The 21,395-nt window shown below is 63.4% G+C and carries 22 protein-coding genes, 2 tRNA genes and 1 pseudogene; 10 read left to right on the top strand and 15 right to left on the bottom strand.

Features of this window, described 5'->3' with window-relative positions:
- Positions 1–65: 65 nt before the first annotated feature.
- Positions 66–2,867: a cation-transporting P-type ATPase gene (locus OB905_07125; GenBank protein MCU4925754.1), complete on the top strand. Its 2,802-nt coding sequence runs from the start codon at positions 66–68 to the stop codon at positions 2,865–2,867.
- Between the two features lie 99 nt (positions 2,868–2,966).
- On the opposite strand, the gene OB905_07120 is transcribed toward OB905_07125, so the two are convergent.
- The 8 genes and pseudogenes from OB905_07120 to OB905_07085 all read right to left on the bottom strand — a co-directional run bounded on the left by OB905_07120 (position 2,967) and on the right by OB905_07085 (position 9,392).
- The gene (locus OB905_07120) at positions 2,967–3,617 is read right to left on the bottom strand and encodes a hypothetical protein (GenBank protein ID MCU4925753.1); all 651 of its coding nucleotides are present in this window, start codon (positions 3,615–3,617) and stop codon (positions 2,967–2,969) included.
- Between the two features lie 74 nt (positions 3,618–3,691).
- Positions 3,692–3,976 carry a 2Fe-2S iron-sulfur cluster-binding protein gene (locus tag OB905_07115; protein MCU4925752.1) on the bottom strand — a complete coding sequence of 95 codons (285 nt, stop codon included), beginning with the start codon at positions 3,974–3,976 and terminating at the stop codon, positions 3,692–3,694.
- A 141-nt stretch (positions 3,977–4,117) separates the two neighbouring features.
- A pseudogene (locus tag OB905_07110) lies at positions 4,118–4,921 on the bottom strand (universal stress protein).
- 790 nt (positions 4,922–5,711) lie between these two features.
- Positions 5,712–5,900 carry a CbaC protein gene (locus OB905_07105; GenBank protein MCU4925751.1) on the bottom strand — a complete coding sequence of 63 codons (189 nt, stop codon included), beginning with the start codon at positions 5,898–5,900 and terminating at the stop codon, positions 5,712–5,714.
- A complete protein-coding gene (locus tag OB905_07100) occupies positions 5,900–7,681 on the bottom strand; it encodes a b(o/a)3-type cytochrome-c oxidase subunit 1 (GenBank protein ID MCU4925750.1) in 1,782 nt (593 codons plus the stop codon). Before OB905_07100 ends, OB905_07105 begins: the two co-directional genes overlap by 1 nt.
- Positions 7,678–8,466: a cytochrome c oxidase subunit II gene (locus OB905_07095; protein MCU4925749.1), complete on the bottom strand. Its 789-nt coding sequence runs from the start codon at positions 8,464–8,466 to the stop codon at positions 7,678–7,680. Before OB905_07095 ends, OB905_07100 begins: the two co-directional genes overlap by 4 nt.
- A gap of 10 nt (positions 8,467–8,476) precedes the next feature.
- Positions 8,477–8,641 carry a signal peptidase complex subunit 2 gene (locus tag OB905_07090; GenBank protein MCU4925748.1) on the bottom strand — a complete coding sequence of 55 codons (165 nt, stop codon included), beginning with the start codon at positions 8,639–8,641 and terminating at the stop codon, positions 8,477–8,479.
- A gap of 226 nt (positions 8,642–8,867) precedes the next feature.
- Positions 8,868–9,392, bottom strand: a complete 525-nt coding sequence (locus OB905_07085) for a hypothetical protein (GenBank protein ID MCU4925747.1) — start codon at positions 9,390–9,392, stop codon at positions 8,868–8,870.
- Between the two features lie 222 nt (positions 9,393–9,614).
- Here OB905_07085 and OB905_07080 point away from each other — a divergent pair, with 222 nt between their 5' ends.
- Positions 9,615–10,724, top strand: a complete 1,110-nt coding sequence (locus OB905_07080) for a glycerol dehydrogenase (protein MCU4925746.1) — start codon at positions 9,615–9,617, stop codon at positions 10,722–10,724.
- 179 nt (positions 10,725–10,903) lie between these two features.
- The gene (locus OB905_07075; protein MCU4925745.1) at positions 10,904–12,121 is read left to right on the top strand and encodes a CBS domain-containing protein; all 1,218 of its coding nucleotides are present in this window, start codon (positions 10,904–10,906) and stop codon (positions 12,119–12,121) included.
- 280 nt (positions 12,122–12,401) lie between these two features.
- Here the strand turns inward: OB905_07075 and OB905_07070 are convergent.
- Positions 12,402–12,475 (bottom strand) — tRNA-Phe (locus tag OB905_07070).
- 203 nt (positions 12,476–12,678) lie between these two features.
- Between OB905_07070 and OB905_07065 the strand changes: the two genes are divergently transcribed.
- Positions 12,679–13,125 carry a hypothetical protein gene (locus OB905_07065; protein MCU4925744.1) on the top strand — a complete coding sequence of 149 codons (447 nt, stop codon included), beginning with the start codon at positions 12,679–12,681 and terminating at the stop codon, positions 13,123–13,125.
- A gap of 163 nt (positions 13,126–13,288) precedes the next feature.
- Here the strand turns inward: OB905_07065 and OB905_07060 are convergent.
- Positions 13,289–13,362, bottom strand: a tRNA-Val gene (locus tag OB905_07060).
- A gap of 62 nt (positions 13,363–13,424) precedes the next feature.
- Here OB905_07060 and OB905_07055 point away from each other — a divergent pair.
- Complete coding sequence (locus tag OB905_07055) at positions 13,425–13,916, top strand: DUF192 domain-containing protein (protein MCU4925743.1); 492 nt, start codon at positions 13,425–13,427, stop codon at positions 13,914–13,916.
- 77 nt (positions 13,917–13,993) lie between these two features.
- The gene (locus OB905_07050; protein ID MCU4925742.1) at positions 13,994–15,994 is read left to right on the top strand and encodes an ABC transporter ATP-binding protein/permease; all 2,001 of its coding nucleotides are present in this window, start codon (positions 13,994–13,996) and stop codon (positions 15,992–15,994) included.
- 27 nt (positions 15,995–16,021) lie between these two features.
- Here the strand turns inward: OB905_07050 and OB905_07045 are convergent, their stop codons facing one another.
- The gene (locus OB905_07045) at positions 16,022–16,363 is read right to left on the bottom strand and encodes a hypothetical protein (protein ID MCU4925741.1); all 342 of its coding nucleotides are present in this window, start codon (positions 16,361–16,363) and stop codon (positions 16,022–16,024) included.
- 108 nt (positions 16,364–16,471) lie between these two features.
- On the opposite strand from OB905_07045, the gene OB905_07040 reads away from it, so the two are divergent.
- Positions 16,472–17,206, top strand: a complete 735-nt coding sequence (locus tag OB905_07040) for a creatininase family protein (GenBank protein ID MCU4925740.1) — start codon at positions 16,472–16,474, stop codon at positions 17,204–17,206.
- 20 nt (positions 17,207–17,226) lie between these two features.
- On the opposite strand, the gene OB905_07035 is transcribed toward OB905_07040, so the two are convergent.
- Positions 17,227–17,694 (bottom strand): DUF5790 family protein, encoded by a 468-nt coding sequence (locus tag OB905_07035; GenBank protein ID MCU4925739.1) that lies wholly within the window; start codon positions 17,692–17,694, stop codon positions 17,227–17,229.
- Between the two features lie 183 nt (positions 17,695–17,877).
- On the opposite strand from OB905_07035, the gene OB905_07030 reads away from it, so the two are divergent.
- Complete coding sequence (locus tag OB905_07030) at positions 17,878–18,444, top strand: sugar O-acetyltransferase (GenBank protein ID MCU4925738.1); 567 nt, start codon at positions 17,878–17,880, stop codon at positions 18,442–18,444.
- Positions 18,445–18,475: 31 nt separating this feature from the next.
- Here the strand turns inward: OB905_07030 and OB905_07025 are convergent, their stop codons facing one another.
- On the bottom strand, positions 18,476–18,991 hold the full coding sequence (locus OB905_07025; GenBank protein MCU4925737.1) for an HPP family protein: 516 nt from the start codon (positions 18,989–18,991) through the stop codon (positions 18,476–18,478).
- 29 nt (positions 18,992–19,020) lie between these two features.
- The gene (locus OB905_07020; GenBank protein ID MCU4925736.1) at positions 19,021–19,449 is read right to left on the bottom strand and encodes a dihydroneopterin aldolase family protein; all 429 of its coding nucleotides are present in this window, start codon (positions 19,447–19,449) and stop codon (positions 19,021–19,023) included.
- 148 nt (positions 19,450–19,597) lie between these two features.
- On the opposite strand from OB905_07020, the gene OB905_07015 reads away from it, so the two are divergent.
- Both OB905_07015 and OB905_07010 read left to right on the top strand, forming a co-directional pair.
- A complete protein-coding gene (locus OB905_07015) occupies positions 19,598–20,341 on the top strand; it encodes an NAD(P)-dependent oxidoreductase (GenBank protein ID MCU4925735.1) in 744 nt (247 codons plus the stop codon).
- A 93-nt stretch (positions 20,342–20,434) separates the two neighbouring features.
- Positions 20,435–20,743, top strand: a complete 309-nt coding sequence (locus OB905_07010; GenBank protein MCU4925734.1) for a hypothetical protein — start codon at positions 20,435–20,437, stop codon at positions 20,741–20,743.
- On the opposite strand, the gene OB905_07005 is transcribed toward OB905_07010, so the two are convergent.
- Positions 20,740–21,360, bottom strand: coding sequence for a DUF309 domain-containing protein (locus tag OB905_07005; protein ID MCU4925733.1), 621 nt, complete (start codon positions 21,358–21,360; stop codon positions 20,740–20,742). The genes OB905_07010 and OB905_07005 overlap by 4 nt on opposite strands.
- Between the last annotated feature and the right edge of the window lie 35 nt (positions 21,361–21,395).

Here is a 21,395-nt window from a genome sequence, read left to right as displayed (position 1 = left end):
GAGAGTCCTGACAGAATCGCCCCGCCGTATCGAACGAATCTGAAGCGACCCCCGACAGTACATCCGTGTCACAAGCAGACGCCGAACAGACCGAACCCGACTCCGGCAGCGACTGGCACTCGCGACCGCTCCAGAACGTCTTCGCAGAACTGGAGACGTCCGAGGAGGGGCTGACAGCTGCGCAGGCCCGAACGCGACTCGAGCGCGAGGGACCAAACACGGTCGAAGCCGAAGAGGGAACGTCACCGCTTCGAATTCTCGTCGAACAGTATTCGTCGGCACTGATCTGGGTGTTGATCGTCGCTGCAATCGTGATGGCCGGTGTCGGCCACACGATCGACGCAGCGGTCATCGCGGGGATCGTGATCTTCATCACACTGTTCGGGTTCGTTCAGGATTACCGGGCCGAACAGAGCATTCAGGCGCTAAAGGAGATGTCGACGACCTACGCCCTCGTCAGGCGCGACGGCGAAAAGCGGGAGGTCGACGCCATGAAACTCGTCCCCGGCGACGTGATCTTCGTCGAATCGGGCGACATCGTCCCTGCCGACGCACGCCTCGTTGACGAATCGAACCTCAGCGTCGACGAGGCGGCACTGACCGGCGAGAGCATCGGCGTCTCCAAGGAGGTCGGAACGGTCGAGGTGGACGTCGCGCTCGCCGAGCGGGAGAATATGCTGTTCAAAGATACCGTCGTCGAGCGCGGCTCTGGGACGGCGGTCGTCGTCGAGACCGGCCCGGAGTCCCAGATCGGACAGATTGCGACGGCTCTCGGGGAGGCAGCGGAGCGCGCGACGCCGTTTCAGTCCGAGATGGACCGGCTGGGCAAGATCATCGCTGGCATCGTCGTCCTCGCGGTTGCAGTGATCGCGATTGCCGAGCTCGTCGTGGGTGAGACCGAACCGCTGCAGGTGTTCCTGACGGCGGTCGGTATCGCGGTCTCTGCGGTTCCTGAGGGGCTGCCCGCGGTCGTCACCCTCTCGCTCGCACTTGGGGCACGTCGGATGGCCGAGCAGAACGCGCTCGTCCGTCGACTGCCGATCGTCGAAGCGCTGGGCTCGGTCGACGTTATCTGCACCGACAAGACCGGGACGCTCACCGAGGAGGAGATGACGGTTCAGCGGATCGCCACCAATCGCGAGGTCTACGAGGTGACCGGGACCGGCTACGATACCGACGGGGAGTTCTTCCAGGACGACGAGTCAGTCGACGAGCAGCGGGTCGCCGAGGTGTTGCGCTGTGGAATGCTCTGTAACAACGTCGACATCGGGACTCGCGAGCGCGACGAAGCCGAGGCTGAACCCACCGAATCGGGCCAGGAAGAACGGACGTACCTCGGCGATCCCACCGAGATCGCGCTGTTTGTCGCCGCACAGAAAGCCGGCTTCGATCATCAGGAACTCTCCGAGGAGTATCCCCGCCTCGGCGGCGTCGAGTTCACGTCTGCCCGCAAACGGATGACGACCGTCCACGAGACGCCCGACGGCGACGCGGTCGCCTACATGAAGGGCGCACCCGAGACCGTCCTCGAGCGCTGTGACCGAGAACTCGTCGACGGGAAACTCGTCGAACTGACGGACGAACGCCGTAGCGAAATCGAGGCACAAAACCAAGACTTCGCCGAGGACGCCCTGCGCGTGATGGGGTTTGCCTACCGACCGGACGTTCCGACCGACCAGACAGCGAATCCGGACGAGAGCCTCGAACGCGACATGGTCTTTCTGGGGCTCCAGGGGATGCTCGATCCACCCCGACCGGAGGTGACCGACGCGCTCGCGGGCTGTCTCAGTGCCGGGATCGACGTCGTAATGATCACCGGCGATAACGCCGTCACCGCCCGCGCGGTGGGCGAGGAGATCGGTCTCCGATCGACGACGGTGATCACGGGACCGGAACTCGAGGAAATGGGAGACGAGGAACTCGCGGCGGTCGTCGAGGACGTCGACATCTTCGCGCGGACGTCGCCAGACCACAAGACGCGGATCCTACAGACCCTGCAAGCGAAAGGCCACACGGTCGCAATGACTGGTGACGGGGTTAACGACGCACCGGCCGTCAAAAACGCCGACGTCGGCGTCGCGATGGGAATCCGCGGGACCGACGTCACTGAACAGGCCTCTGATATCGTCCTGCTGGACGACAACTTCGCGACGATTCGGGACGCCGTCAAGGGTGGCCGGCGTATCTTCGACAACGTTCGAAAGTTCGTCAACTACCTGCTGTCTGGAAACGGCGGCGAGGTGACGATGATCTTTACCGGATCGATGCTCGGCTTCGGACTCGTCATCACGCCGATCCAGATCCTGTTCATCAACGTCGTCACCGACGGCATTCCAGCCCTCTCGATGGGCGTCGACCCACCCGCCAAAGACATCATGGACCGGGAGCCGCGGCCACCGGGCGAAGGTGTCATCACAGACCGGATCGTCACGTCGGTCGTCGGCATCGCTCTCTTCATGACGATCTGTCTACTCCCGCTCTTTACGCTGAACTTCTACGGCGAACTCGTCCCTGGATACAGCGTACTGGGTGCAGTCGCTGGCTGGAGTCCCGGCTACGAACCGAGCCGGGAACTCGCCCAGACGATGGTCTTTACCGGTTTTGTCGTCTTCGAGATCGTCCGCATCCAGGCGATCCGCTACCGGTACGGACTCGGCCTCGTTACGAATCGCTGGCTCGTGCTGGCTGTGGGGGTTGCGGTGACCCTTCAGTTGCTCGTCCTCTATACCTCGACTGGCCAGTTCCTCTTCGACGTCGAACCGCTCGCACTCATCCACTGGGTTCAGATCGGAGTCGCCGCCATGGTCTTTGCCCTGCTGATGGCCGTCTTCGTGAAGGTGCAGGATCGGTACTTCGAGCGGTACTGAACGAATCAGTTGATAGCCGGAACCCCTGCAGACGGTATTCGGATCCGGGGGCGAGGCAAGTGAGAACGGTTTCGTCGTCTCCGTTCCGTCCAACGCTGATCACAGGTCGGGTGGATACTCGCCGGTCTTTCGATACTGGGAGACAACCGCTGCGAACGCGACCACGTGGAAGACGACCACCAGGACGATCATCGAGAGATAGAGCAGATGGAGCGGATCGTCCGAGGGAAACCCCATCTCTTCGTACGGTCGGAGATACGCCCGGTCGTAGCCGTGGACGGCGACGAGCCAGAAGATGACGTACGTACCGTGGCTCTGGTGCCACTTCCACGCTTTTGGGCCGAGGTAGTCGTAGGCCCAGTTGTTGGAGGTCAACGCCAGCACGATCGCGATCAGGACGGCGACCATCGCACCGAACGCCCACGGGCTCATGTCGACGAGATAGCCGACCACGTCCCAGTCGCGGGCCCAGAAGACGAACAGGACGTGGACAACCGACCAGATGGCAAACCAGATACCCAGTTCCGACCGCCAGTTCACGGGGAAGTTCCCCGAGAATCGGCGTCTAATCGACGGCCGGATGCGCACCAGCGGACCGATGACCATCACGACGAACAGGATGAAGAAGGGAACGGCAGCAACGACTCGCTGCCCGCCGTATCCGACGACCCACAGCAGAACCGCCACGGCGATGCTTCCGATCGCTACACTCAGGTGGTGCGTGAGTTCGTTATTGGTATCTGCCGTCATGGTCTGGTCGTATCACTCGATTGTGACTTGATGGACACCGATCGCTCGAATAAAACTATCCCAGCAAGCGGACCCTAGACGACCCGGTCACGCAGTTCATCGAGGTGTTTCGCGCCGTAGATCAGCTTGATCGAGTCGCTCGCTGGCGTGGCCACACAGGTCAGTCGGAACCCCTTCTCTTCGACTTCCTCCTCGGAAAGACTTCGCTGAACATCCATCTCGAGATCCCCCTCGAGCAACACGGCGGTACAGTTCACACAGCCGCCAGCCCGGCAGTGAAACGGCCAGTTGTGGCCGGCCGCTTCGGCCGCGTCGAGGACGTACTCGTCGCGCGACACCTCGAACGTGCCGTGTGCCATCTCGTCGAGATCGGCGGCTGCTGCACGTTCGAGGAGGTTGTCGTCCTTGAGCGACCAGCCACGGTCGTCGACGACCTGGTAGTCGAGGTATTCGACGGAGACTGTCTCGGCTCGGGGCGCACTGTTGCCGATTACCGGAACGCCGGCGAAACGGACGACGCGTTCGGTCGTACTTCCCAGGAGGTAGCGACGCAGTCCGGTTTCGCCGTGCGTTCCCATCACGATGCAGTCGACGTCGGACGCTGCGGCGGTGGCGAGGATCTGCTGGTCGACCCGTCCGCTCGGAACCGAGACGTCGACGACGTCCAGCTGTGATCCACGCAGGTGCTCGAGCGCGTCGTCGACGGGATCGAGGCCCAGGCCGGCTTCACTCGCGAGATCGATCGTCTCGGTTCCGTCGACGGGCGACTCCTCGCTCACGTGGACGATGTGGAGCCGTGCTCCGGTCTCGACCGCGAGGTCGACAGCGTGTTGGAGGGCCGTTACCGCGCTGTGGCTTCCGTCGGTCGGCACCAGGATGCGCTCGAACGCGTCCTCGAGACGCGTCTCTTCGTGGACGGTCGTGACCGGGACCGACGACTCCTGAAGTGTCCGTTGGGCAACGCTGCCCAGCAGGAATCGGCCGATCGCGCTCCGACCGGTCGTGCCCATGACGAGTAGGTCCGCGTCGTGCTCGTTGGCCGATGCGAGAATCTCTTCGTGGACGTCGTCGTCCTGCTCGCGAAGTTCGGTCGTCACCTCGAGGTTGCGGTCTCGCGCCTGGTCTGCCAGTTCGTTGACGGCCCGTTCGCCCTCGTCTTCGTCGTCGCCACCGACGAGTCCTCGCTCGAGAACCGAGAGAACGTGGAGCGCTGCGTCGAAGTGCTCTGCGAGTCTGATCGCGTACGTTCCGGCGTCGTCTGCGACTGCACTCCCGTCGGTCGGAACGAGAATCGTGTCGTACATCGGTGTGGCCCTACCACGCTCGAGTCAAAATACCCACAGGCTGTCCACGGTCGCCAGTTGGCAGGTGGCGAGTGACTTACTGTTTGTGGGCGTGTACGGTATCGTATGTGGTCTCTGAACGGCAATTGGCAGTGTCGCCTGTACGGCCATGACTGGCACCACCCATGGAACCACGGGGTTGTCGTCACGGGCGGAGAGTCGGTCTACCCGCTCCGGTGTCTACATTGTATGGAGCCGCGGCTGCTAGACAGGGATGGAAACAGCTGGCACCCCGCTGACGAGGACAGTCCGTCGGTCCACGAACAGGCATTCGAGTTCGATCCGACGATCGAATCGGCGCACCACCGCTGAGACGGACACTGGACGTCACTGCCACCGAACCCACACCTGTCGGCACCCTTCCTCGGTGACTCGTCCCAGCAATCTGCACCATCAAGTAGCGTGGCGCCCCCGTATGGACATTCGTATTTGACTTGACCGTTGAAAGCCGAACGCTCGCTGTTGGCAGCGTTGTCAGGAGGGCATTCCCTCATCGACGCCGTATGATTCGCCGATCGGGGAGAGCGCGAGGTACAGGGAGCCGAAGATGATGACGACGTTGACCGCTGCCACGAACCTGACCATCCCTGACGGCCGAACCCGTACGGAACGGTTGGAAAGAGCGCGAGAAGACCGATGGCTGCAGCGTGACGTGGTACCAACATCTTTACATATGGCACTCTTCATCCCGGCACATACTCAATTTACCTTCGCGGATTTTCGAGGGTCGTTGGCGCCAGAAGTATCGTCACTACTCCGACTCACCGGATGACGGGGCGAACATCCACGCGAGCAACGCGAGTATCGCGACGACGCCGAGCACGAGTGACTCGAGGACGGTCACTTCGACGCCGAAGAACGCGAGTACGGTTCGCAGTTCGACGACGATCACGAGGATGAACGCGAGCAGGATCAGGAGTTTGGCGGGTGAGATACGCATCAGGTAATCGATGATCCGGTGTTGACTATGTTCCCGAGAGCCGTAACAGCGTCGGCGACCGGCGGAAGGGACGCGATGAATTCTATCATGACGGGGAAGGGGCCGACGTCGGGGCCGAACAGGCCGCCGCGGCTCACGATGCTGGCGAGCGGGAGGGCGTAGGCGAAGACGACGAGGACCAGCGCGATCCCGACCCACACCCGGAGATCGTCGAGGATTCTTGGTGAATCCTCGGGGCCGGACAGCGCCGGTGGAATCGTCCCGTCGACGACGGGCTCGCTGTCGTCATTGAGGGCGGTCAGGAGCATGAGCGCCAGGAAGAGCATCGCTGAGACGAACAGCAACACACCCCCGATTGCGAGTTGGGCGCGAATCTCGGGTATCGAGCCGACGGCGATCTCGAAGTCGAAGTTGTACTGCGGTTCTGCCGTCCGCCGGGGAATGCCGATCAGTCCGCCACGATACATCGAGTTCGTCATAAAGACGATCCCAACGAACCAGAGGACGACCTGGACCAGCGCGACGTTTCGCCCGACCAGCCGGTTGCCAGTCAACTGCGGAATGAGCCAGTACGACCCGGCCATAAACGTCAACGCGACGGCCGTGCCGACCTGGGTATGGATGTGGCCGGGCACCCACAGGGAGTTGTGGACGAGGTAGTTGATGTTCATGCCCGCGTTGACGATGCCCGTGAACCCGCCGAACGCGAACACCAGGCCGGCCAGCGCCATCCCCGTAAAGGCCGGATCACGCCAGGGGAGCACCCGCAGCCAGTTGAAGTACCCGTCGCCGCCGCGCTGGCGGGCGCCGTGTTCCATACTTGCGACGACGGTGAACGCTGTCAAGAGGCTCGGCAACAGGAGGAACATCGTATTTGTCATCGCGATGAATTTGAACCCTTCTGAGATGCCGGGATCGAGATACTGGTGGTGGATCCCGACCGGCGTCGAGAGCAACACGAAGAGGATGAAGACGACGCGTGCGAGTGGGTCGCTGAACAGTCGCCCGCCGGAGAGTTTGGGCAACACGATGTACCACAGCAGGTACGCGGGTAACAGCCAGAAGTAGACGACAGGGTGGCCGAAGTACCAGAACAGCGTCCGCGTCAGCGTGGGATTGAGGCTGTCGACCAGGCCGAGCGACCACGGCAGGATGAACGCGAGGATCGCCACTGCCACGCCGATCGACGAAATGTACCACATGAGCATCGTCGTGAGGACCATGAACGTGGGCAGCGGGATACGGGCATCCGGATTCTCCTGCTTCCAGGCCCACCAGGTCCGGAACCAGTCTGCACCCGCAAGCCAGGTTCCGACGACGAACAGGACGAGCCCGACGTAGAACAGCGGGTTCCCCTGCAATGGTGCGTAGAACGTAAAGAGGACGTCCGCGCTCAACTCGGAGCCGAGGACGGTCGGCGGGTCGTCCAGGAACCCGGCCAGTATCGCGATCGCAGCCAGAAGCGTCCCGCCGGACATCAACCCGTACCACGTCCAGGTGAGTCGCATGTCGACGGGGCCGCGACCCAGACTGTCCGTTACCGCCCACTGGTAGAGTCCCACGAGGAAGAAAATCGTGAACGTGATGACCAGAAAGACGCCGTGACCCGTCAGCAGGGTGTAATACGTAGACGAGTCGACAACTCGGAGGATGTCGGTTCGGTGTAAGGCCTGTAACACACCGAAGAACGCGCCGATTCCCAGGGCGACGTACGCGGTCAGAAACGCCGCGCGGACAACTCGAGCCTGCTTGGGATACCGGTCGACGAACAGGTCCGTCACGACTCGTCACCTCCATCGTCTTCGTCACCAACCGTCACGGACCCGCTCTCGGTTTCGTCGTCCACCGACACGGTCCACTCGTGTTCGCCCTCACCGACATCCTCGGCGTCGACGGTGATCGTCACCGTCTCCGAACCGTCACCGGCGACTGTGACGTCTTCCTCGAACGTCTCGCCTCCAATCTCCGCCTCGAGCGTGGTGTCGTGGTCCTCGAGCAATCCGTTGTCGATCGTCGCCTCGAGTTCGATCTCCTCGTCGGAATCGACCGATTCTGGCGCGTCCGCCGAGAGTTCGGTTAGGGTAAACTCGTCTTCGGGATGGACGATTAACAGTCCCTCCATGTCGTGGTGACCGGAGCCGCAGTACTCGTTGCAGACGACGCCGTACTCCCCAGGTTCGTCGAACTCGACGGTCATCACCGACACCTCACCGGGGATGACCATCGTGTTCGTGTTCGTTCCGACGACGGTGAAACTGTGGATGACGTCCCGTGACGTGACGTAGAACGTCACTTCGCTGTCTGCCGGTACTTCGATCGGATCCGGCTGGAAGATGAACGTCATCGCGACGACGTAGGCCTCGTACTCGTCGTCGCCGACCTGTTCGACGCGCGGGTCAGCGAAGCGCTCGTCGTCGTCGATGTCGTCCGGTGGGAGCGCTTCTTCCTGGTCGCCGATCATGGTGATTCCGAGCCCCACCGTCCCGTACGTGATCGTGACGATGAAGCCGACGATGAGGATCATCGCCCCGACCAGCCACAGCCGCTCGTACTTGTGGATCTCCATCGATGGTTCCTCACAGGACGATCATGGGTGTCGGTTCGTTACCGACAAACTCGACGAAGTACGTGAATACCCACATCAACGTGAGAATCACGAAGTACAGGACGATCAACGCGAGTGTCCCCAGCGGGTCGAATTCGTCGTGGCCGAGCTCTCGAGTGGTGCTTGTGTCGTCCATCGCGAGCTACTACCACAAACATAGAATAAATCTGCGCCCTCGTTTCCACTCGAAAATCGGTGTTTTACCCTGTAACGTTGCGGGAAATAGCACGATACGCGGATGAGTCCCCGTTGACCGATCGTCCTGTGCCACTCAACTCTGTGACTCTTCACCGATCATCGCTGCAAGCCGTGTGTCCTTCTGGTGACCGGATTGAAGGTTCCAGATTCACCACGCCAACAAACTACTCGGTCCGGATCTCTATAGAGCCAACCATCTCCCGCTCGTGGGTCTCACAGAGGTATACGTCCATCTCGTCGCTCGCCTCGATCTGGTGTGTGGTTTCTTGGTCTTCTTCGTCGACGAACGAAGTCGAAACCAGCGGCTCGTCGCCGCCGTCCCAGATGGCGAAGTTGTGAACGTCGCCGTCAACGTTCGTCCAGACGATCTCGTACTCGCGGCCCTCGTACAGGGCGATGTCCGGATTCTCGACGTCGTCAATCGGTTCTGGACGACGCCCGATCCATCCGTCGTCGGCGTGTGCCTCGAGTTCGATCGTGTCGACATCGTCCCATCCGTCCTCCCAGTCGGCGTCGGGTGGATCGGCGTCGTCCGCCGCCTCCGCTGGACCCTCGTCGTCGCGGTCCGAGTCCGTATTGGCATCTCCTTCCCCCATCCCATCGGTACACCCTGCGATGACGGCGGAACCGACGCCACTTGCGAGTGCATAGATCACGGCTCGTCGTGAGCGTCGATCGGCCGGTGCCATGTTCTCGCGTTCGCCACTCGGGCAGGTAAACTCGCGGCCAGCACGTGCTCGCATCCTCGTCACCGTGAACCGACAGCGACCGTACTCCCGAGACGACGCGATTGCGAGAGTTCCGTTCGCACACTACTGTCTGTCTATCTGTCTGATACACCATCTGCTTATTTTTGTTGTCCCGTCGTAGCGGTCCGAACGGATTCGAGACGCCAGTCTCGAGGAGTACGCGTGACACAGGTATTCAGATCTCCAGCCGGATACGTACAGGGTCGAAACGCGATCGACGAACTCGGCGAGCACGCCCGAGACCTCGGGAATAGCGCCGTCGTTCTCGGGGACGAGCTAGTCCTCGATCTCTTCGGTGACCGCATCCGAGACGCGCTCACGGCGGGCGGGTTCGACGTTGCGCTCGAGGAGTTCACCGGCGAATGCACAGAGGACGAAATCGCGCGCATCGCCGACGTCCACGAGGAGTTCGGAGCCGACGTAATCGTCGGCGCGGGCGGCGGGAAGGCGATCGACACCGCGCGAGCGGCCCGCGAGCACACCGGCGGAGCGCTCGTCTCGCTGCCGACGGTCGCATCCACGGACGCACCGACGAGCTCCGTCGCCGTCATCTACACCGAAGATGGCGAGTTCGTCGAGTTTCACGTCTACGAGCGCCATCCAGAGCTCGTCGTCGTCGACACCGAAGTCGTTGCCGAAGCACCGACGCGGCTGTTTCGCGGTGGAATCGGCGACGCGCTGGCGACCTGGTTCGAGGCCGACGCGGCCCACCGCTCCGGTGCGACGACGATCTTCGGGGCGCGGTCGACGCGAACGGCTCAGCAAATCGCCAGACTCGCGTACACGACGCTGCGCGACCACGGCCAGTCGGCGGTCGACGCTGTGGAGCGCGATGCCGTCACCGAGAGCGTCGAGGCCGTCGTCGAGGCCAACACCCTGCTCAGCGGCCTCGGCTTCGAAAGCGGCGGGCTCGCCGCGGCTCACGCGATCCACAACGGTCTGACCCAGCTCGAGGCCACCCACGACGCGACCCACGGCGAAAAGGTGACCATCGGAACGATCGCACAGCTCGTCCTCGAGGGACGTGACGACGCGTTCATCGAGGACGTGGCCGGCTTCGCGGCGTCGGTCGGGTTGCCGACGACACTCGCTGAAATCGGACTCGAGGACCCCTCGTCCGAGGACCTCGAGATCGTAGCAGCGGCGGCCTGTGCCGACGAAGAGACCATCCACAACCAGCCGTTCCCGGTAGCGCCCGCCGACGTCGCCGACGCGCTCGTCGGTGCGGATGCGATCGGACGGCGAATAGCAGCTGCCGACGGCCTGGAGTGATCGATGGGCGGTGGCTGAGAATTTCGGACCAGCTTCAGGCGTCCCAGTAGCGCATCAGCCGTCCCACTAGCACGAGTGTGTGGGAATACCCATCGCGTATTTCACACCGCTCGACGAACTATCGAGTACAACCGAACACCCCTGACGTACCGCTCGAACGACCGTTTACACGCACTATCATGAATATCGAACCCATCATTTCGGAAGACTACATCGAGTTCACCCCGGATACCACCGTCTCGAAGCTCGTCGGAACGTTTGCGGATTCAGCCGTCGACGGCGTCGTCGTTCGCGGCGACGAGTTCGAGGGTGTCGTCACTCGCAGACAACTGGCCACGTCGCACCGCCAGCCAAACGAAAAGCTCGGCTCGCTGGTCTGGCACGTCCCCCGGTTGACGCCCGACGAAGACATCCGCAAAGTCGCACAGCTGATGATCGACAGCGGCTCTCAGCTGTTGCCCGTCTTCGAGGACGACGAACTGCGCGGCGTCGTCACCGTCGACGGCATCCTCGAGGCGGTGAAACCGCACCTCGATGCGGCGACCGTTTCGGAGGCGGCCTCGACCGATCTGATTACGCTCGCACCTGCGTCGCGACTCGGTGAAGCGCTGCACACGTTCCGAGAGCATCATATCACGCACCTGCCCGTCGTCGAAGACGGGGCTGCAGTCGGCATCCTGAGTCTCTACGACGTCACCGATCTGACGGTCCGGGCGGAGGTCCAGAGTCAGGGTGGCGACGCCGGCGGTGTGGACCCATTCGGCGGCGAGATCTCTTCGAGTACGGCCCGTGCGCGCCGCGGCGGATTCGGCGCGCGAGAGGGCGAACTCGATCGCATGCTCGATCTGCCAGTTCGTGACGTTATGGCGTCACCGGTCCGCACCATCTCGCCAGCCGAAACGCTCGAGATGGCCGTCGAGGAACTGTTCGAGATCGACGCCTCGTCGCTGGTGGTGACCGACGACGGCTCTCCCCACGGCATCGTGACGAAGACCGACATCCTCGACTCACTCACCTGGGAGGCTGGCGGCAACCGTAGTGTCCAACTCTACGGTGCCAGTCTGATCGACGACCTCTCCTACGACGAGATCGTGGACATGATAGAGATGCTCGACGACCGCGACCACGGGATGAACATCCTCGACGCAAAGGTCCACTTACAGGAGCACGACGAAACGCGACGCGGTCAGTCGCTCCTCCTCGCTCGAGTGCGCCTCTACACTGATCGCGGACTGTTCCTCGCCTCCGGTGAGGGATACGGGGCCAAACACGCGCTCAGCGAGGCTCGAGAGGTATTGGAGCGTCAAATCCGGGATGAGAAGACCGACGGCCGCACGAAGAAGCCGCCGGGAGAAGCGTTCTGGGAGAAGCGCTTTGGCTGGCTGCTCGAGGAGTGAGCGTCTCGCCGCCCTCGGAGTGACTGTTGACTCCCGTTTTCGAGGAGATTGGCCTCGTGGTTCCGCCCTGCATGGCTGTGAAACGTCTCGGACTGCTGCCTCCTGTGTTGCTCACGAACGACTCGCTGCGCTCGCCGTCGGTGTTCGCAGCAGAAGTGCGGCCTCCCGGATTGTGAACCACGCCTGAGAACCTGCTCGCTTCGCTCGCAGAACCTCAGTCTCGTTTAAATCTGCTTGGGTGGATACTTTCCGCTCGGCGATATTGCCTCGCGGAAAAGTATGCCGCCTCCCGGATTTGAACCGGGGACAGCTCGATCTTCAGTCGAGTGCTCTCCCAGTCTGAGCTAAGGCGGCGCATTCGAACCTCCGTCGATCGTACAAAAAAGGATTTCGAATGCCGACTGCTATTTCTGTGCGGTCTGTTTTCGAATCACACACATTGCTAATTACACATTAGTTCCCGGTAGTCTGAACCATATCCCCGCACACACCACCTGTGTGTTGGATATTCGGATATTCAAGACACCCTTTTCCGCTCAGACGGGCAATCGTGTATTATGGCAGCGTTTACAGCAGGTGAGGAGCGCGTCGAACTTTCGGCTGATACGATCCTCGAACTCCTTGCCAACCGCCGACGTCGATACCTGCTCTACGCCCTGCGCGGGCGCGACGGCCCCATCGAACTCTCCCGGCTCGCCGAGGAGGTCGCCGGGTGGGAGCACAATCTTCCGCCCGACGAGGTGGAGACGAACGATTACAAGAGCGTCTACGTCTCCTCGGTACAGTGTCACGTCCCCAAACTCGACGACGCGGGTGTCGTCGACCACGATTCGGACAACCACACTGTCGTCCTCGCGGACAACTTCGAGCAGTTAGAGCCGTACCTCCGCCTGATCGTCCAGGACGAACCCGAGGATTCGACACTCTCGACGGCGCTCGAGCCCCAGTCCGGCGAGGGGCTGATTCGCCAGATTAGAGAGAATGTCTCCCGACTCACGCACTAATCTCGCAGTTAACCGCGAATCTCGCTGCTCCGACCGCTGCTTCGCTGCGCGCGACTGATAGGGCTTGGGCGGGTTCGGACCACGGTCGGAGCACGCTCCTCCCTGATTCGAACCGCCCTCACGACACATTTCTGCCGCTCACGGATTGTTCGCGGCAGAAATATGGGCTCGGGCGGGTTCGAACCACCGACCTCGGCCTTGTAAAGGCCGCGTCATAACCAGCTAGACCACGAGCCCGTAGTCGGTAGCAATCGGTACGTGCGAATAACCTTTACCTTCTCGCCTCGGACCTCCGTCAGATGGATACCGACCGTGTGTCCCGCTGGCTGCTCGCTGTTGCGGGCGTCCTCGCGGTCGCGATATTCCTTCTCCAGGCAGGATTCCTCTCGGCGCCGTGGGGACCGGATCGTGCGACCGTGACCATCGTTGGTCCGGAGGGTAACGAGCGTGCCACCGTGGAGGCCGAAGTCGCAGACTCCTGGAGCGAACGCTACACCGGTCTCAGCGACCACGAGAACCTCTCTGAGGACGAGGGAATGCTCTTCGTTCACGAGCGCGAGGGCGAGCGCACCTACGTGATGCGGAATATGGACTTCGGCATCGACATCATCTTCGTCGACGCCGACCGGTCGGTCACGACGATCCACGAGGCGCCGGAACCGGCTCCCGACGAGGACGGCTCGGAGCAGACCTACGAGGGGCAGGCGAAGTGGGTTCTCGAAGTGCCTTACGGCTACGCTGACGAACACGACATCACGGTCGGCGACGAGATCGAGATCGACGACGCGTAGCGCGCCCTCTGCCCTCTCGCTCGAACTGTACACCATTCGGAACAACCCTTATTGCTGCCCGACGGTGAGCGAGTGCAATGAGTGGGAGCGGCGGCAGCGTCGACTGGGAGGACGAGGATCCCTTCGGCGAGCAACGCGAGCACGTCGAGAGCCCGATGCGTCGGCTGATCTTCGACTTCGGACGCCCCTACTGGCTGTCGGTGACCGTGGGCATCGTCGCGAGCGTGCTAGCGCGGGCGCTCGATCTGTTGCCGGCGCTGTTGCTCGCGGTCGCTATCGACGCGATCTTCGGTAACGCGACCTTCGCCGAGCAGGTGCCACTGGTCGTCCTCCCCGAAGCCTGGCTTCCGACGGATCCCGAGACGCAGTTCTGGCTCGTCGCCGGTGCGATCGCGGCGTCTTTCGCGCTCGGTGCGCTCTTTCACTGGGTGCGAAACTGGGGGTTCAACGCCTTCTCGCAGGACATCCAACACGACGTCCGCACCGCAACGTACGACAAGATGCAACGACTCGATATGGGATTTTTCGCGGACAAGCAGACCGGCGAGATGATGTCGGTCCTCTCGAACGACGTCAACCAGTTAGAGCGCTTTCTGAACGAGGGGCTGAATTCGGCGTTCCGGCTGGTCGTCATGGTGCTTGGCATTACCTTCCTCTTGTTCTGGCTCAACCCCCAACTCGCGCTGATCTCGCTGGCACCGGTGCCGCTGATCGCCGCGTTCACCTACGTCTTCGTCAAGAAGATCCAGCCGAAGTACGCCGCGGTGCGCTCGTCGGTCGGGACGGTCAACTCGCGACTCGAGAACAACCTCGGCGGTATCCAGGTGATCAAGTCCTCGAACACCGAGGGCTTCGAGTCCGAGCGCGTCGAGGACGCCTCCAGGTCGTACTACGACACCAACTGGGAAGCAATCGACCTCCGCATTCGCTTCTTTCCTGCCTTGCAGCTCATCTCGGGGGTCGGCTTCGTCCTCACGTTCGCCGTCGGCGGCTACTGGGTCTTTGCTGGCTCCGGGCCGGGTCCGTTCACCGGGACGCTCCAGACCGGAACGTTCGTCGCCTTTATTCTCTACACCCAGCAACTCGTCTGGCCGATGGCGCAGTTCGGCCAGGTCATCAACATGTACCAGCGTGCGGCCGCTTCGAGCGAGCGCATCTTCGGGCTGATGGACGAGACGGGCCGTATCGAACGCGAGGAGGGTGCCGACGACCTCGTGATTCGCGAGGGTCGAGTGGTCTATGACTCGGTTTCGTTCAGCTACGATTCGGTGGAATCGACCGCCCCTGGCGACCGCTCCGACGACGACCGATCGGACGGCTCCGACCCCGTCATCGACGACATCTCCTTCGAGGTCGAGGGCGGCGATACGCTGGCGCTCGTCGGGCCGACGGGCGCCGGCAAGTCCACCGTGTTGAAGCTCTTGCTCCGACTCTACGACGTCGACTCCGGCGAGATCCGCATCGACGGGCAGGACGTTCGGGACGTCTCGCTGCCGAGTCTCCGACAGTCGATGGGGTACGTCGGCCAGGAGTCGTACCTCTTCTACGGCACCGTCGAGGAGAACATCACCTACGGCACTTTCGACGCCAGCCGCGAGGAGATCGTCGAAGCCGCAATGGCCGCAGAGGCCCACGACTTCATCGAGAACCTTCCCGACGGCTACGAGACGATGGTCGGCGAACGCGGCGTGAAACTCTCGGGTGGGCAGCGCCAGCGGGTCGCGATCGCTCGGGCGATTCTCAGAGATCCCGACGTGCTCGTCTTGGACGAGGCGACCAGCGACGTCGACACCGAGACAGAGATGCTGATCCAGCGCTCGATCGACGATCTCACCGAGGACCGGACCACGTTCGCCATCGCCCACCGCCTCTCGACGATCAAGGACGCGGACACGATCGTCGTGCTTGAGGGCGGACGGATCGTCGAGCGCGGCAGCCACGACGAGTTACTCGCGGCAGGCGGGCTCTACGCGCACCTGTGGGGAGTTCAGGCGGGAGAGATCGAGGACTTACCCCAGGAGTTCATCGAACGTGCTCAGCGCCGGACGGCGCGAACCGAGGCGGGCCGAACGGACTGATCGCAGACTGCGGTTGGAGTCGCTCCTTCAGAAGGACTCCTGCTCGCGCTGTCCCTCTCCATCGGCCGGATCCTCACCCTGCTGGTCCTCTCCGGGCGCGGGCGGGGTCCGGTCGCTGTAGTTCTTCCGCCCGATCGCGTCGTCGCTGACCATGTTCATCATCGCCTGTTCGACCTCGTGGGCGGACTCGTACTCCGACTCGTTCAGCGGCTCGATCAGCTCCTCGAGGGTCACCGTCTCCTCGCCCATCTCGATCTCGGCGTCCCCGTACTCGTCGAGCAGTTCATCCTGGCTCGCAGGGTAGTCGTGGTCCGCGAGTCGGTCTCGCAGCCCGCCGAATTCGACGCCCAGTTCGCGGTCACTCGCCATGCGGGTACCGTCACCGACGACCGGCAAACGTGTTGGGCCTGCCGTCGCGGGGGATGGCCCAGCCTCCCGAGCGGTGCATACAAGGCCCGACCGCACCTCGACCTCCCCATGGAACTCTCGTCGGCCACCTGGACGGATGTCGCCGACTGCGAGACGGACCTCGCGATCGTCCCCGTCGGCAGCACCGAACAGCACGGCCCCCACGCCCCCCTCGGAACCGATGCGCTCGCGGCTGAGGCCGTCGCCGCGGCTGGCGCACAGGCGTACGACGGCGAGGTCGTCGTCGCCCCCGCGATTCCGGTCGGGATCGCCGAGGAACACCGCCACTTCCCGGGGACCATGTGGGTCTCGCCGGACACGTTCCGAGCGTACGTCCGCGATGCGGCAGCTAGCCTCGCCGCGCAGGGCTTCGATCGGATCGTCTTCGTCAACGGCCACGGCGGCAACGTCGACGCTCTCGAAGAAGTCGCCGCCGATCTCACCAGACACGACGACGCCTACGCCGTCTCGTTCACCTGGTTCGAGGCAGTTCCCGACGCAGATCGAATGGGTCACGGTGGCCCCCTCGAGACGGCGCTGGTCCGTCACCTCGCTCCCGGACTGGTCCGCGAGGATCGCGTAGACGACGCCAGCGAGGACGCCGCCGAGGGCTGGGGCGAGTGGGTGGGCGGGACGAACCTCGCCCACGATTCCGCTTCTTTCGCCGAAAACGGCGTCGTTGGCGACCCGACCGACAGCGACGAGGAACTGGGCGCCGAACTGCTTGAGGCGGCCACAGCGGCGCTCGCGGAGCTACTTGAAGCCGTCGCCGAGCGGGACGTCTCGGAGCCGGATCGACGGTAACGCGGCCCACTCGCCCTCGCTTACTCCTCTGCCTCTGCTTCCGTTTCTGCTTCTGCCTCCACTCCCGTCTCTTCCTCCGCTTCCGCGTCCTCGTCGTCGGGGCCGCTCTCCGCGAGTGTGCCACGAAGCGCCGGGATCGTCGCCGTCAGCTCGCTCACCTGCTCGCCGGCCGCCTCGATGTCTGCGATCGCCGACTCGACGTCCTCGATCTCACTCTCGAGGTCTGCGGCGTCCTCGAAGGCGTCTGCGCGCTCGCCCATCGTGTACCACTTCTTGGCGTCTCGGAGGTTGTCCTCCGCGTCGGCGGCGTCGAGCGCCGACTTCAGGCCGTTTAGCGTCCCGAGGACGTTGTCGGCGTCGCTCTCCCAGACGTCGTCCGGCTCCGGCAGCTCCGCCCAGGCCGCTGCCAGGGAGTCTTCGACGTCGGCGCGCATCTCGCTTGCTGCCTCGCCGAACAGGTCGTCGTCGTCGAGTGAGGCTTGACTCATGGCATGGCATTTACCGGCACAGGGGTTAAAAGGTCGCCCGAAAGTGAAAGTGAAAACCGGCTCGAGGGAACCGTAGTCGGGGAAACGACAGATGAATTTCGAAACGAACGTCCTTCAATTTCTCCGGAACCGTCGTCCGACGCCACCGCAACGCGTATTCGGGTCGCGCACGCGCTTCGGACCGTGTCTGGCGAAAAACGCAAGATGGTCGCCGGGGAGCTGTACGATCCGACGGATCCGCAACTCGTCGAGGAGCGCGAGCGAGCCAGGAAACGCACGCGCGAGTACAACCGAACGGAGTCGGAGTCGGCCGAGAAGCGCACCGAACTACTCGCGGAGCTGTTCGACGCTATCGGCGAGGATGCCCACGTCGAGCCGCCGTTTCGCTGCGATTACGGCTCCAACATCCGCGTCGGCGACGGCTTTTACGCCAACGTCGACTGCGTGATCTTAGACGTCTGTCCGGTCGAAATCGGCGATCGGTGTCTCCTCGGCCCCGGCGTTCACATCTACACGGCGACACACCCGCTCGACCCCGACGAGCGTGCCGAGGGGCTCGAGTACGGGAAGCCGGTCTCGATCGGCGACGACGTCTGGATCGGCGGGCGAGCGGTGGTAAACCCCGGCGTGACCGTCGGTGACGGGTCGGTAATCGCCTCCGGTGCCGTCGTCGTCGAGGACGTTCCGTCCGGCGTCGTCGTCGGCGGCAATCCGGCCACTGTGATCAGGCGACTGGATCGTGAGGAGTAACAGTCACACCACGTACGGACTTCGTCCACCCTCAATTCTCGCGGTAGAGGGGGTGGGAGTCGCCGACCAGGCGCTTGAACGCCAGCAAGACCCCGGCGTGGAACTCCACGAGGACGACGACGCTCGCGACGATGATCGCGACCTGTAGCGGTGTCGAAAGCAGCCCCAGCGAGACGATCAGCGTCGTCGCGCAGGCCGGCGGGTGAACGGTGTCGGTCGCGATCATCGCCCAACTCGTGAGCACGATCGAGAGCGTCGCGCCCGCGGCGAGTCGCAGCCCCTCCGGGGAGAACGCGGCCGGCGTCGTCGTGATCGTGACACCCGAGGCGAGCAGGCTGTATGCGAGCAGTCCCGCGACCCCGCCGATGAGGTGGCTCCCGACGATTCGGTAGGTCTGCGTTCGTTCGCCTCGGCGCTCGAACGCCAGGACGAACGCTGAGGGGCCGAGACTTGGAAAGATAAACGGCTGGCCGCTGACCCACGCGATCAGGCCGAGGACGGTAAACAGCAGACCAGCGTACAGGCTGGTTCCGACACGCCGTCGCATATTGTGTTTTCTCCCGTTCCGATCTGCTGTTACTCGTCCGCAGACGCATCTTCGTCCGCTGGGGCGTCCCCATCCGCAGACGCATCTTCGTCTGCAGCCGCCTCCGCGACCGAAACGACGCGCATGAGTGGGTAGCCCTCTTCCATCTCCATCCGCGTCAGCACCGTCTGTCCCTCGTACTCGACGGCGATCTCGACATCGAGGAACCGGCCCGTCAGCTCCGTGTACTCGGCGGCGCCCTCCTCGATAGCGGCCGCGAGCGCCTCGGTCCGGACGTCGACCGTCACGGCCCGGCAATGGGGCTGGTTCTCGACCGCCTCCTCCATCGCGGTCGCGAGGCTCTCCGCGCTCGCCGGCGAGACGGGCGTCCCGGCGAACTGGTGGTACAGCGTCCCGAACTTCACCCCTGCCTCGAAGCAGGCGGTCTCGGCGATGGTCGGCTCTCTGGGATCGCTCATGCTGTCGGGATCGATTCCGGGTGGGAAGGGCGTTCCGGTGCGACCTGGCGGTTCGGGCTCTGGACCTGGATGCTGTCGCCGAGATGATCGGTTCCGGTCCAGCCCGAATCGTATGGTTCTTATCGCCGCCCTCTCTCCGACCAAACGAATGGTACAGTCGGTCCTGCTCACGGGGGCGTCCGGACGGGTCGCGGCCGCGATCGTCGACGATCTCGCCGAGGAGTACGAGTGGCGCTTCCTCGATCGCGATCCGCCAACCGAGGAGTTCCCCGGCGAGTTCGTCGTCGCGGACATTGCCGACGAGGAGGCGGTCGGCGAGGCGATGACCGGTGTCGACGCCGTGATCCACCTCGCCGGCGATCCGCGTCCGGACGCGCCCTGGGAGAGCGTCCTGCGAAACAACATCGATGGCGCCCGCGTCGTTTACGAGGCGGCCGTCGACGCCGGCGTCGACCGCGTCGTCTTCGCCTCCTCGAACCACGCGGTCGGTGCCTACGAGACCGACAACCGAGTGCCGGAGCTCTACCGTCCCGAAGACGACTTCCTCTTAGACGGGACCGAACTCCCGCGCCCGAGCAATCTCTACGGCGTCTCGAAGGCCGCCGGCGAAACCCTGGGCCGGTACTACCACGACGAACACGGTCTCTCCGTCGCCTGCGTGCGCATCGGCAACCTCACGAAGGGACACCCGCCGATCGACTACGAGCGCGGCCAGGCGATGTGGCTCTCCTACCGCGACTGTGCACACCTGTTCGATCGCTGTCTCCAGGCCGACTACGATTACGAAATCGTCTACGGAATCTCGGACAACGACCGGAAGTACTACTCCCTGGATCGCGCAAAGACGGTCCTCGGCTACGAGCCACAGGACAACTCCGCGGATCACGACTGAGCCGGCGTCGGTTCACACACGCCGCTGAGTCGGCGCGTTTTCATTCGGCGTACTGACCCCACACTGATGTCTCGGGGTATCGAATGGACAACTATGACTGATGATCCGACGGATTCGATCGATCTCGAACATGCAGCAGGCGTCACCGTCGGCGCCACGCGAGGCGAGTTCGACACGGAGATTGGCCCACCGAGAGACTATCCGGACCGGGCCGAACTCTCCGTCTCTCTCGACGGTGACGGCGGTGTCGAAGGAGAGACCGGGCTAGTACTCGCGGTCGACGTCGCGGCCGGCGATCACGCGGTGGGTCGCGCCGACGTTCCACTTTCGGTCACAGAGGCACGCACCCTCCGTGACGCTCTCGACGAGGCCATTAGGCAGGTAGACGGCTCCGAGGTCTAGAACAGCCCCTCGACGTCTTCTTCTTTCGCCGTCCGTCGCTCGACGTGCTGACTCAGTCGCTGGAAAACGATCCCCCGATGGGCGTCCTCCCGGACGAAGTCGAACAGCAGCGTCACGAACCGGCTGCCGTCCCGTCCGTCCGCGAGGTCCTGCCGGGCGTACTCCCCGGCCGTTTCGATCGGCTCGGTGTCGTAGCCCAACTCCTCGGCGAGAATTATCGCCGCGGCAGCCGTCTCTTCGAGGTCAAGGTCTCGAAGCATGGGGTACTCATCCTCGAAGGAGATGTGGGGCATCCGGCGCCGCTCTACCACTTCGGGATCTGTTGCGAGCGCGGCGAGTGCCGCCCGAATCGGTTCGAGTTCCACGCCCTGATAGGTCGCCGGCAGCCCGTCGAGATACTCTCCGGCGCTCGCGGCCAGCCCGGTACAGCCCTCCCAGTTGCGCTCGTGCGCGTGGTAGACGGCCGCGGTGAACTGGATCAGCCCGTGGAGCAGGCGCTCGTCGTCGGTGCCGTCCTCGAGGTCGAGCCAGCGGTCCTCCCAGGCGTCGTGGGCCGCGTGGTGGTGACCGTCGTTGTAGATCGCGGCGCCGACCCGGAGCGCCTCGCGCGTCTCCATCGCGTGGGTCTACGTGCGTCGGTCGGATGGGCCTA

Source organism: Halobacteria archaeon AArc-dxtr1 (assembly GCA_025517425.1).
Lineage (GTDB): Archaea > Halobacteriota > Halobacteria > Halobacteriales > Natrialbaceae > Halostagnicola.
The sequence above is the reverse complement of the archived record's forward strand: the minus strand, read 5'-3'. Positions and strand labels throughout refer to the sequence as shown.

Coding starts and splice junctions, on each gene's coding strand:
- OB905_07120 (MCU4925753.1), bottom strand. CDS start 3,617: ATGACGGCAGATACCAATAACGAACTCACGCACCACCTGAGTGTAGCG.
- OB905_07115 (MCU4925752.1), bottom strand. CDS start 3,976: ATGGCACACGGCACGTTCGAGGTGTCGCGCGACGAGTACGTCCTCGAC.
- OB905_07105 (MCU4925751.1), bottom strand. CDS start 5,900: ATGCGTATCTCACCCGCCAAACTCCTGATCCTGCTCGCGTTCATCCTC.
- OB905_07095 (MCU4925749.1), bottom strand. CDS start 8,466: ATGGAGATCCACAAGTACGAGCGGCTGTGGCTGGTCGGGGCGATGATC.
- OB905_07090 (MCU4925748.1), bottom strand. CDS start 8,641: ATGGACGACACAAGCACCACTCGAGAGCTCGGCCACGACGAATTCGAC.
- OB905_07085 (MCU4925747.1), bottom strand. CDS start 9,392: ATGGCACCGGCCGATCGACGCTCACGACGAGCCGTGATCTATGCACTC.
- OB905_07075 (MCU4925745.1), top strand. CDS start 10,904: ATGAATATCGAACCCATCATTTCGGAAGACTACATCGAGTTCACCCCG.
- OB905_07065 (MCU4925744.1), top strand. CDS start 12,679: ATGGCAGCGTTTACAGCAGGTGAGGAGCGCGTCGAACTTTCGGCTGAT.
- OB905_07055 (MCU4925743.1), top strand. CDS start 13,425: ATGGATACCGACCGTGTGTCCCGCTGGCTGCTCGCTGTTGCGGGCGTC.
- OB905_07050 (MCU4925742.1), top strand. CDS start 13,994: ATGAGTGGGAGCGGCGGCAGCGTCGACTGGGAGGACGAGGATCCCTTC.
- OB905_07045 (MCU4925741.1), bottom strand. CDS start 16,363: ATGGCGAGTGACCGCGAACTGGGCGTCGAATTCGGCGGGCTGCGAGAC.
- OB905_07040 (MCU4925740.1), top strand. CDS start 16,472: ATGGAACTCTCGTCGGCCACCTGGACGGATGTCGCCGACTGCGAGACG.
- OB905_07035 (MCU4925739.1), bottom strand. CDS start 17,694: ATGAGTCAAGCCTCACTCGACGACGACGACCTGTTCGGCGAGGCAGCA.
- OB905_07025 (MCU4925737.1), bottom strand. CDS start 18,991: ATGCGACGGCGTGTCGGAACCAGCCTGTACGCTGGTCTGCTGTTTACC.
- OB905_07020 (MCU4925736.1), bottom strand. CDS start 19,449: ATGAGCGATCCCAGAGAGCCGACCATCGCCGAGACCGCCTGCTTCGAG.
- OB905_07015 (MCU4925735.1), top strand. CDS start 19,598: ATGGTACAGTCGGTCCTGCTCACGGGGGCGTCCGGACGGGTCGCGGCC.
- OB905_07010 (MCU4925734.1), top strand. CDS start 20,435: ATGACTGATGATCCGACGGATTCGATCGATCTCGAACATGCAGCAGGC.
- OB905_07005 (MCU4925733.1), bottom strand. CDS start 21,360: ATGGAGACGCGCGAGGCGCTCCGGGTCGGCGCCGCGATCTACAACGAC.